Source organism: Argonema antarcticum A004/B2 (assembly GCF_023333585.1).
GTDB classification, from domain to species: Bacteria; Cyanobacteriota; Cyanobacteriia; order Cyanobacteriales; family Aerosakkonemataceae; genus Argonema; species Argonema antarcticum.
Genome location: NZ_JAIQZN010000146.1, coordinates 1 through 9,286, shown reverse-complemented (window position 1 = coordinate 9,286; position 9,286 = coordinate 1). Strand labels below are relative to the sequence as shown.

Genomic DNA, 9,286 nt, shown 5'->3' with positions numbered 1-9,286 from the left:
ATACTCTCAGTGGACATACAGAATCGGTAAGTGCAGTGGCGATCGCACCCGACGGCAAATTCGCTGTTTCTGCTTCAGGCGATAAGACCCTGAAAGTTTGGGATTTGTCATCAGGTAATCAACTCAATACTCTCAGTGGACATACAGAATCGGTAAGTGCAGTGGCGATCGCACCCGACGGCAAATTCGCTGTTTCTGCTTCATACGATAACACCCTGAAAGTTTGGGATTTGTCATCAGGTAATCAACTCAATACTCTCAGTGGACATACCTCATGGGTAAGTGCAGTGGCGATCGCACCCGACGGCAAATTCGCTGTTTCTGCTTCATACGATAACACCCTGAAAGTTTGGGATTTGTCATCAGGTAATCAACTCAATACTCTCACCGGACATACCAACTCGGTATATGCAGTGGCGATCTCTCCCGATGGCAAATTCGCCGTTTCTGCTTCAGGGGATGACACCCTGAAAGTTTGGGATTTGGCATCTGGTCAGGAACTCAAAACACTCACCGGACATACCAACTGGGTAAGTGCAGTAGCGATCGCACCCGATGGCAAATTCGCTGTTTCTGCTTCCTTGGATAACACCCTGAAAGTTTGGGATTTAGCAAGTGGAAAAGAACTCAATACTCTGGGCGGACATACCAAATGGGTAAGTGCAGTAGCGATCGCACCCGATGGCAAATTCGCCGTTTCTGCTTCAGGAGATAAAACCCTGAAAGTTTGGGATTTGGATTCTGGAAATGAGATTGCCGCTTTCACCGGAGATAGTGGTTTAAGTTGCTGTACTATAGCGCCCGATGGCGTGACAATTGTGGCGGGTGAGTCGTTGGGTAAAGTGCATTTCCTGCGTTTGGAGGGGGTGACACAACCATAATTTCAAACACAGAAACACCAATTAATATAGGAGTTAATATGAGTGATTTTAAAACACAATTAGCCAGTATCTCGCCAGACCAGCAGGGGGAATTTCTCGCCAAGTTACCTGCTGCTTTAGCTGCCAAATCCCAAAGCGAACAACTGCTAAAATTATTAACCGATTTCAATTTTATCAAGGCGAAAATTTCCGCTTTCCCACCGCAGCAGCTAATCCCCTAAAAAATGGGGAATTAAATCTCTCATCGCACTTGATCAAACTTCTTGCTTTTGTGCAGCAGCAGTGCCTTTAGCTTCAGCCCTACGTTGCCATTTTTCGGCCAAAGCGGTTAGCCCGACCGTCATTTCCCTCAGTTTTTGTTCTGCTTCCTTAGCAAGTTCTAGGATTTCTTGCAATTCCTTTTCATCTGGTTCTGGTTTTGTCATTGTAAGTTCTCCAAACGAGTTTTGATCGCACTGACTCTTATTTTAGTTTCTAACGCTCGACCCAGTTCCGTTGCCAAATCTTCTCCTGTTTGCTGAATCTCTTCATTTGTAATTGTTTTAGCTGCGGAAAGGTTTTCAACAATAGTTTGAATTCTTCTCCTACAAATGTTTACAAAAAACATTGAGGTATTCAGATAAGCAAATAATTGAGTCAGCATAGCGTTATTAGGAAAACGCTCTAGACTAGAACGGGCAAGGATCATTCCTTCCAGCGCTTCCTGCTCAATCCGATCCAACTGTTGGTTTACTTGACCAATGAGATCTTCAATTTCTGATGGAATAGGCATAATTAGAAAATCATATCCTCGAATGTAGCAACATCCTACTGATGTAACAACTACAAAAGCCGTTATGGGTAATTTTTTTGTACGTTGTTGCTATTTAGCGCTACCGCGCAACAACATACCCTAATTTTCTTGCCATCACCTTAAAAAATCTCATCCTCAGAAGGTTCGTGCTTGGCAAACTCCGAGGGTGGGCGTTCGTTACTCCATGCCCACCAAACACTACCACACTGGCACTGGTAGAACTCCTGCCATTTTTTGCGGTAGTCTTCGGTATAGACTGGCGATCGTCTATTGATCCAGACCCGCTCAGCTTCCATACAGGTAGCGTGGCAAGCGGGACAGCTGAACTCGTGGGCGTGAGTCGCAACTTCAGTCCAGTTGGGCGGAATTGGGGCAAAAGCTTCCATGCGTCAAACTTCCTGGGGTGTAGAGGCCATTATCGGCTTTGTGAGAGTGGATATGATATCGTAGATAACTTTGCCAACGGCAGTCGAATTTTAAACTTTACCTAAATTAGGAACTTCTTACTTGATTTTGCATCACGAGTCGTGCAGCATCACCTCAGTTATAAGATTATTGTCTTGGGTGTATCGTGACCTACCCTCGATCGGTTAATTTTTCGGTAAACTGCTGATTTTAGTGTCGCCAGACTTTTGGGCTTTTATTCTCCCACCAAGGATCTACCCATGTCCCATCCTTTCTACCTCAACATAATTTCCTTTTTTGGCATATTTGGCTTATGCGCGATCGCCTGGTTATTTTCCGAACACCGACGGATTATACCCTGGCGCGTCATCATCTCCGGCATTGCCTTGCAATTAATTCTAGGCGCTTTAGTATTTCTTTTTCCACCCACCAGAGAAGCTCTACAATGGTTTAGTAGCTTACTAGATACTGTATTTATTGCGGCAGATGCAGGAGCTAGATTTGTCTTTGGCACGAATATCGTCCCCAGACCAGATGTAGTACCTCCTGTGAATCTGGGTTATATTTTTGCCTTTCGGGCATTACCCACCGTGATATTCTTTTCTGGGCTGATGGCATTACTCTACAACATTGGTGTTATTCAAGTAATAACCGAAGTTTTTGCCAAAGTCTTTTATGCCGTCATGCGCTTGAGTGGCGCAGAGGCATTGAGTGGCGCGGCTAATATCTTTGTCGGTATTGAAGCAGCGATCGTCGTCAAGCCTTATTTACCTCAAATGACGCGCAGCGAGCTTTGTGCCATTTTGTCTTGTTGTTTTGGTACGGCAGCTTCATCAACTCTGGCAATTTATGTAAGTTTCCTTAAACCAGTTTTTCCCAACATCTTGGGGCATTTGGTATCTGCCTCAATCATGGCAATTCCTGCTTGTTTCGTTCTCTCAAAAATTTTGGTTCCCGAAACAGAAGTTCCTCTCACTGCTGGCGGTATTCCCAAAGAAGAAAAAGCATCAAAAAATAGCAAAAAATTCAGCGGCACGGAACTCGGCGGCGAAGAGTTAAATGACGATCTAAATGACGAATTTAAACAGGAGACGGTGGGAGGAGAACCAATCGAGCGAGTTAGCCCTTTAGATGCAGCAATTGTGGGAGCATTGGATGGGGTAAAAATGGCAGTGGCGATCGCAGCCGTCCTGATTTTGATTTTGGGTTTAGTTTCTTTAATTAATCAATTCTTTGGTTGGCTGGCAATTTTACCATCTCCAATTGGCGACGTTTTTAAAGTCGTGACCTTACAAAATATTCAAGGATTCTTATTTTATCCTCTCACTCTCTTAACCGGAGTACCCTTTGACGAATCTTGGACAGCATCGGTAATTATTGGGCGGAGACTCCTAGAAACAGCCATTCCCCCCTACCAATCCTTAGCAGAAGCAGCCGCAAAAGGGGAAATAAGCGATCGCACCGTCTTAATCGTCAGCTACGCCCTCTCAGGATTCGCCCACCTCGCCTCCGTAGGTATTTTCGTCGGTGGTACGATCGCCCTGATTCCTTCCCGCCGCAAAGATATTTCAGAATTAGGTTGGAAAGCTCTATTTGTCGGCACCTTAGCAACCTTGATGATCGCTTGTATCGCTGGCGTCTTTGACACAGGCAACCGCAGCATCTTAGGAGACAAAAAAGCTCCTGCCCCCACAGCAGCCCCAATTCAATCCCCAGCGAGTACTGCTCCCAGACCAGCACAAACTGCACCACAAATCAAGCCAGCTACCCAAACTGCTCCCAAACCAAGTCAGCTTTAAACATTGGGTTTTCCCTAGTCCCTAGCCCCTAGCCCCTCTGATTGTATGGAGCCAACCACTGAAATTCGTCGCCTCTTAGATATCATGCCTGCCTCCGGTCGCATGATGACGAAAATTATTAGCAAACCGGAACAGGCAAAAGTAGTTGATACCCAGTTTCCCCTACCCTGGTCTGGCGATCGACCGATTTGGATTAATTTTGACTTGTGGGGTAGATTAACCAGACCTCAGCGCGATTTAATCCTATTGCGGATACTTAGTTGGTTGACTGGAATCAAGTGGTTTAAGCCGGATTTGTACCAAGGCGTCACAGTAGCGGGATTTTTGGGCGCAATGGTGGAACTCGTACAGGGGGATGCGGTGGGTGTGATAGTCGCTGGTGGATTAACTGCCCTTGCTACCACCCAAATCTGGCGCAGCACTCGCAGTTCCCAGTCTCAGTTAGATGCGGATGAAGCTGCAATCAAAATAGCGCAACGGCGCGGCTACTCTGAAGTAGAAGCAGCCCAGCACCTGCTGTTGGCGATCGAAGCTATAGCCAAAATTGAAGGGCGTCCCAGCTTAAATTTTATCGAATTGCTCCGCTGCCAAAACTTGAGAGCGATCGCAGGTCTATCCCCAATGGGCGTCCCCGAAACCATCAAGCGGGAATAAATGTTACTAAAGAGATGAACCCGTGCAAGTAGGTTACTAATCTAATGGCACTTGCTCAGGGTTTTCTCTTTGGGTTTGTACTTCTGCCAAAATATTATTATATTATAGCAACCGCTTTCGTCGGTTAAGCCATAAATCTGGGGAGGGGGCTAGGGGCGAAGCATTCGGGCATATAATTTATTGGTTAAAACCTTATATTTACTACCCGAATGCTAATGCCTCGGCACGCACTCGCGTTCGCCCCTACTGTCAAGAGTCGCCTTGGCGGTTGCTATACTATAGCGCGTGGAACAAAGGGTAAAATTTAACCAGACATGATATGATTGGAGTATCCAGCTTGAGAATTGCAGCGTTTTCTCGGTATGTAGAATTGCAATGATTACTTCCGAATCCGTTATTTTAAACTTGAAAACCGTTGGCTTAAGCGATGAGCAATTTTACCAGCTATGCGAAGTGAATCAAAATTGGCAACTCGAACAAACTGCTAAAGAAGAATTAGTAATTAAGCCCCCGATCGGTGGACTAAGCGGCAATCGAGAAGCCGATTTGAATGCAGATTTAGTTATTTGGAATCGTCAAACTCAACTAGGAAGAGTCTTTAGTTCTTCTACCATATTTCGCTTACCCAATGGTGGAAGCCGTTCTCCCGATGCAGCTTGGGTCACTCACGAACGCTGGGAATCATTAACGCCAGAAGAACAAGAAAAATTTCCCCCATTATGTCCTGATTTTGTCATCGAATTGCGATCGCGCACCGACTCCCTAACCCAGCTACAAGAGAAAATGCAAGAATATCTCAACAGTGGTTTGCGGTTAGGTTGGTTGATTAATCCCCAAGCACAACAGGTAGAAATCTATCGTCCGAATCAAACCGTTGAGATTGTCCAGTTATCGGCTACTTTATCAGGAGAAGATGTCTTACCAGGATTCGTTTTAGATTTACCAGTTTTTTGAACTGTACATCCATTTATGATATAGTATAAAAATGTCTTATAGTCAATTCACAACCCTAGAAATGATTGAAACTAACCTTGGCATAACTATTGCCGACAAAGTTGGTATTTTTGATAATATATCCGAATCTGACTATAGCGATTTGCTCAGGCAAACTTTGCAAGAAAATATTTCTTTAGCTTTAGCAATTAATACTGAAAAAGCTCGCTCCGAATTAATTGTTACGCCTATTTTAGTAGAACTGAGAAAGCAATTTGATTATCAAATTAGTTTTTTTTCAGGGAAAGAGTTTAATGTAGATGTAGAAAAAGGATTGAATGGCTTTTGTGACTTTTTGATTAGTCGCTCTCCCGAACAACTCTTAATCAAAGCACCAGTTGTCGCCCTAGTAGAAGCTAAAAATGATAATATCCAATCGGGATTACCTCAATGTATGGCTGAAATGATTGCGGCTCAAATCTTTAATGAAAGAAGAAATAATAATATTTCCCCAATCTATGGGGCGATCACCACCGGAACTAACTGGAAATTTTTACGACTTACTCATCAAATTATGGAAGTTGATTTGAATGATTATTTTATTGATAATATTCGTAAGATAATCGGTATTTTAAAGTATTTAGTAAATCCAATTGGCTAAGGAACAGCACTGAACTCCTGCGAAACCGGGTTTCTGGGGTGTACTTTATGCAACTGCAAGCCGCTTTAATCACAATGATAAAGCTGATAATCATAGCCATCGACAAATGGCAAAGATTGGGAACTAGCAGAACAGTTTTGTGACTTTACATCATTAGGTGCATGAAAATTCACCAGCCACAAATCTAGAGGTCGTGGCAGCGTACTCAGCGTTTTTTGCAGCGTTATTGTAGGTAAGGTGGAATTTTGACTATTTTTATGAGCTAAGAGAAACATGGGATTTGCAGATATTTCCGAACTAGCAAAACGTTTAAATTCCCAACCTAATCCCATGATTTCCCCAGTTTGTACGTGGGTTTTATGAGTTGTGGCAATCAGCAGGTTTGCCTTAGATATCTGTTGAATTACAGGCACTAATAAATCGGGGCGGTAGTATTTTTGATAGCCCAGATTGAAACTAACGGTCATAGCGCTCAGAAATCCCATTAGCCAAATAATGGAAAAGTTAAAATACCAAAGGTAAAATAAGTTTTTCCCTATCTTTATTTTGACTTTTGACTTTTGATTTTTGACTTCCGGGGCGAGGCTTGCACCTACCAAAACAATGACAGCAGGGAAGTAGACAAAGTTATATCTAGCACCGCGAGTGAGGTCAATTCCAAAAACATAGGTGATGCTGAAAAATAAGAATAAACTGCTTAAAACAAATCCCCCGAATAGCAAAACTGGTTGGCGAGTAGTTGGTTTTGCTAAACTTTCTTTGATACCGCGATTCAGAATAGGTAATGCCCAAAGGAAAAAAATTGTCATCACTAACCCAGAGGCAATTACTATCGGTAGTTCCGTTACTTCCACAGGTAGCAGAGATAGCATGGTTATCCAAGCGGCGATCGCTTGAAAAATTGGAGTCAGCCATTCCCATCCTATGCGATCGCTATTTCCGATCCATTCGGTAAGTTCGCTGTTATAACTATGCTGCCACACCGGCAGCCAAACCAATCCCCCAGCTAGCGTTCCAGCGGTTACCGCCACTAAAGATTTTAGATTTTGGATTTGGATTTGGGATTGAAAATTCTTCTCCTTTTTGTCATGTCTCATTTCCCAATACCAAAATGCCAGTAAAACTATCCCTTCAGCACATAAAGTGAAAACGAAAAAATAATGGCTGGCAATCCCTAAACTGTTAATTACAATCCAGACTATTGAGAACCAAAAAGGCAGTGACTTCTCTTCTCCAATGTGCCTCACGGCTACCACAAGACAGGCGAGGGAAGCAATGACAAAAAGAATGCCTAGAGTGTAATGACGTGCTTCTTGAGCTAGAAAAATGCCGTAGGGCGACACGGCCATCATCGCCGCCGCCAACTGACCGACTAAGCGCGATCGAAAAGCAATACACCCCAATCCGTAGATAGCTGGAATAGAGACTGCACCCAGTATAGCTGGAAGCGATCGGGCCATCCACAGCGAAACCAATCCCCCATCCCCAGGAAACAATGTCATCCACAAGTGCGCTAGAACAAAGTAAAGTGGCGGATGGTTGCTCTCGCTTAGCAAATGTTGAGTTACTTCTCCTATCCCAGCATCTGTCGGTATAAGTGGCGTCATGAGAACATCGAGTGCGATCGCTCGATCTAGCGGCACAGTCCGAAAACTGTTACCCTGGCTAAATACCATCGTAGAAAACTCATCCGTCCAGGGAGACTTTAATTCCAGGTGGTTCAAGCGCAAGCAGATGCCGATCGCGAACCACACTAACACCAGGCAAAAGTCCCCAGGCAAAAGGCGAAAGAAAGAAAAAATCTTGACTTTTAACTTACCCAAGGGCATTTTCTACCTGTTGATTTTTAATTGTTAATTTCAGTCACCCGCCAGCTAAGCTTCATATTAATCCAGAAATTCCAAAAAGTTACAGTTGCGATCGCAATCAGATTTGCTAGCTGATAGTGAATATTCAAAAAATTAAACAGCACATTCAACAGCAACACATTTAACACCAGCCCAATCAAACAGACAATATTGAACTTGAGGAACCGCTTTAAACGCTTGCGCCTGCCTCGCTGTCGATTTGCCATATCCCCAAAAGTCCAGACATCGTTCCAGATAAAGTTATTAATAATTGCCACTTCCGCAGAGATAATTTTACTGCGAGTCAGCGCCCAACCGAGCGTACTGGGGTCGTGGAGTAAATAAAGCACGGTCATATCCACAAACACTCCACTCAAACCCACCATACCAAAACGCAAGAACCGTGCTAGAGGCCATCGGTCAAATCTCAACCTCAATAGATGTCCCAGATACTCCACATATTGTTTCCAAGTAACCTTACTCTCACCTTCTTGGCGTTCTTGAAACACATAGCCCACTTCAGCAATCTGACCTATTTTGCCACGACCGATCACCTCAATCAGAATTTTGTACCCCAGCGGATTCAGAGTCCGATCGACAATAGCACAGCGCCGCACCATAAAATAGCCACTCATCGGATCGTCCACGCGACCTACCACCTCCGGCAGGATAATCAACCCCAATATCTGAGCCCCACGCGATAAAAACCGCCTCACAAAGCTCCACTCGCTGACGCCACCGCCTTCTACATTGCGACTGGCAACTGCCAAATCCGCACCCCCCTCAATTTCTGCCAAAAGTTTTAATAGCACCAGAGGTGGATGCTGAAGGTCGCCATCTATGACTCCCAAAATCTGTCCCCTCGCCACCTGCCAACCGCGAATCACCGCTGTAGAAAGTCCCCTTTCCTGCTGACGGCGCATCACCCGCAATTGGGTATATTCTGGTATCAGGGATTGTGCAACTTCCCAAGTGCGATCGGGGCTATCATCATCCACTACAATCAGTTCGTAGTCACCAGGGATAACGCTATCTAGCAACTGGCTCAACATTTGAACCATATCCTTGATATTTTTACCCTCGTTATAAGTGGGAATTACCAGAGAAAAGCGGAGGAAATGACCGTTTGTGCCAGATAAGCTAGGCAGCAATTCAGAAATCTGCAACGAACCGGATGGAACTGAAAGCCTTGATTTAGCCGGGTTAACACTCATTGGACAAGCTTGAAGTACTGACAAGTCAAAAGTCAAAAGTCAAAAGTCAAAAGTCAAAAGTCAAAAGTCAAAAGTCAAAAGTCAAAAGTCAAAAGTCAA

At 44.2% G+C, this 9,286-nt stretch carries 11 protein-coding genes; 6 read left to right on the top strand and 5 right to left on the bottom strand.

Annotated elements, in window-relative coordinates; all coding sequences use genetic code 11:
- Together LAY57_RS33075 and LAY57_RS33070 are read left to right on the top strand one after the other, a co-directional pair.
- Positions 1–881, top strand: an 881-nt coding sequence (locus LAY57_RS33075) for a WD40 repeat domain-containing protein (RefSeq protein ID WP_249071437.1), incomplete at its 5' end; no start/stop codon positions are given.
- A 38-nt stretch (positions 882–919) separates the two neighbouring features.
- Complete coding sequence (locus tag LAY57_RS33070; protein ID WP_249071436.1) at positions 920–1,102, top strand: hypothetical protein; 183 nt, start codon at positions 920–922, stop codon at positions 1,100–1,102.
- Positions 1,103–1,135: 33 nt separating this feature from the next.
- Here the strand turns inward: LAY57_RS33070 and LAY57_RS33065 are convergent, their stop codons facing one another.
- The 3 genes from LAY57_RS33065 to LAY57_RS33055 all read right to left on the bottom strand — a co-directional run bounded on the left by LAY57_RS33065 (position 1,136) and on the right by LAY57_RS33055 (position 2,060).
- Positions 1,136–1,306 (bottom strand): hypothetical protein, encoded by a 171-nt coding sequence (locus tag LAY57_RS33065; RefSeq protein ID WP_249071435.1) that lies wholly within the window; start codon positions 1,304–1,306, stop codon positions 1,136–1,138.
- A complete protein-coding gene (locus tag LAY57_RS33060) occupies positions 1,303–1,653 on the bottom strand; it encodes a hypothetical protein (RefSeq protein WP_249071434.1) in 351 nt (116 codons plus the stop codon). Before LAY57_RS33060 ends, LAY57_RS33065 begins: the two co-directional genes overlap by 4 nt.
- 140 nt (positions 1,654–1,793) lie before the next feature.
- The gene (locus tag LAY57_RS33055; RefSeq protein WP_249071433.1) at positions 1,794–2,060 is read right to left on the bottom strand and encodes a hypothetical protein; all 267 of its coding nucleotides are present in this window, start codon (positions 2,058–2,060) and stop codon (positions 1,794–1,796) included.
- 279 nt (positions 2,061–2,339) lie between these two features.
- Between LAY57_RS33055 and LAY57_RS33050 the strand changes: the two genes are divergently transcribed.
- The 4 genes from LAY57_RS33050 (at position 2,340) to LAY57_RS33035 (ending at position 6,126) form a co-directional block, all read left to right on the top strand.
- Complete coding sequence (locus tag LAY57_RS33050) at positions 2,340–3,878, top strand: NupC/NupG family nucleoside CNT transporter (protein WP_249071432.1); 1,539 nt, start codon at positions 2,340–2,342, stop codon at positions 3,876–3,878.
- A 45-nt stretch (positions 3,879–3,923) separates the two neighbouring features.
- Complete coding sequence (locus LAY57_RS33045) at positions 3,924–4,532, top strand: DUF3318 domain-containing protein (protein WP_249071431.1); 609 nt, start codon at positions 3,924–3,926, stop codon at positions 4,530–4,532.
- Positions 4,533–4,907: 375 nt separating this feature from the next.
- Complete coding sequence (locus tag LAY57_RS33040; protein ID WP_249071430.1) at positions 4,908–5,486, top strand: Uma2 family endonuclease; 579 nt, start codon at positions 4,908–4,910, stop codon at positions 5,484–5,486.
- Positions 5,487–5,517: 31 nt separating this feature from the next.
- Positions 5,518–6,126: a hypothetical protein gene (locus LAY57_RS33035; RefSeq protein WP_249071429.1), complete on the top strand. Its 609-nt coding sequence runs from the start codon at positions 5,518–5,520 to the stop codon at positions 6,124–6,126.
- A 65-nt stretch (positions 6,127–6,191) separates the two neighbouring features.
- On the opposite strand, the gene LAY57_RS33030 is transcribed toward LAY57_RS33035, so the two are convergent.
- Both LAY57_RS33030 and LAY57_RS33025 read right to left on the bottom strand, forming a co-directional pair.
- Positions 6,192–7,886, bottom strand: a complete 1,695-nt coding sequence (locus LAY57_RS33030) for a glycosyltransferase family 39 protein (RefSeq protein ID WP_249071428.1) — start codon at positions 7,884–7,886, stop codon at positions 6,192–6,194.
- Between the two features lie 86 nt (positions 7,887–7,972).
- A complete protein-coding gene (locus LAY57_RS33025) occupies positions 7,973–9,187 on the bottom strand; it encodes a glycosyltransferase (RefSeq protein WP_249071427.1) in 1,215 nt (404 codons plus the stop codon).
- Positions 9,188–9,286 lie beyond the last annotated feature (99 nt).

What these genes read in the sequence shown, in the direction of transcription:
- LAY57_RS33055 (WP_249071433.1), bottom strand. Translation starts at nt 2,060, where the DNA reads ATGGAAGCTTTTGCCCCAATTCCGCCCAACTGGACTGAAGTTGCGACT.
- LAY57_RS33025 (WP_249071427.1), bottom strand. Translation starts at nt 9,187, where the DNA reads ATGAGTGTTAACCCGGCTAAATCAAGGCTTTCAGTTCCATCCGGTTCG.
- LAY57_RS33050 (WP_249071432.1), top strand. Translation starts at nt 2,340, where the DNA reads ATGTCCCATCCTTTCTACCTCAACATAATTTCCTTTTTTGGCATATTT.
- LAY57_RS33065 (WP_249071435.1), bottom strand. Translation starts at nt 1,306, where the DNA reads ATGACAAAACCAGAACCAGATGAAAAGGAATTGCAAGAAATCCTAGAA.
- LAY57_RS33040 (WP_249071430.1), top strand. Translation starts at nt 4,908, where the DNA reads ATGATTACTTCCGAATCCGTTATTTTAAACTTGAAAACCGTTGGCTTA.
- LAY57_RS33070 (WP_249071436.1), top strand. Translation starts at nt 920, where the DNA reads ATGAGTGATTTTAAAACACAATTAGCCAGTATCTCGCCAGACCAGCAG.
- LAY57_RS33035 (WP_249071429.1), top strand. Translation starts at nt 5,518, where the DNA reads ATGTCTTATAGTCAATTCACAACCCTAGAAATGATTGAAACTAACCTT.
- LAY57_RS33060 (WP_249071434.1), bottom strand. Translation starts at nt 1,653, where the DNA reads ATGCCTATTCCATCAGAAATTGAAGATCTCATTGGTCAAGTAAACCAA.
- LAY57_RS33045 (WP_249071431.1), top strand. Translation starts at nt 3,924, where the DNA reads ATGGAGCCAACCACTGAAATTCGTCGCCTCTTAGATATCATGCCTGCC.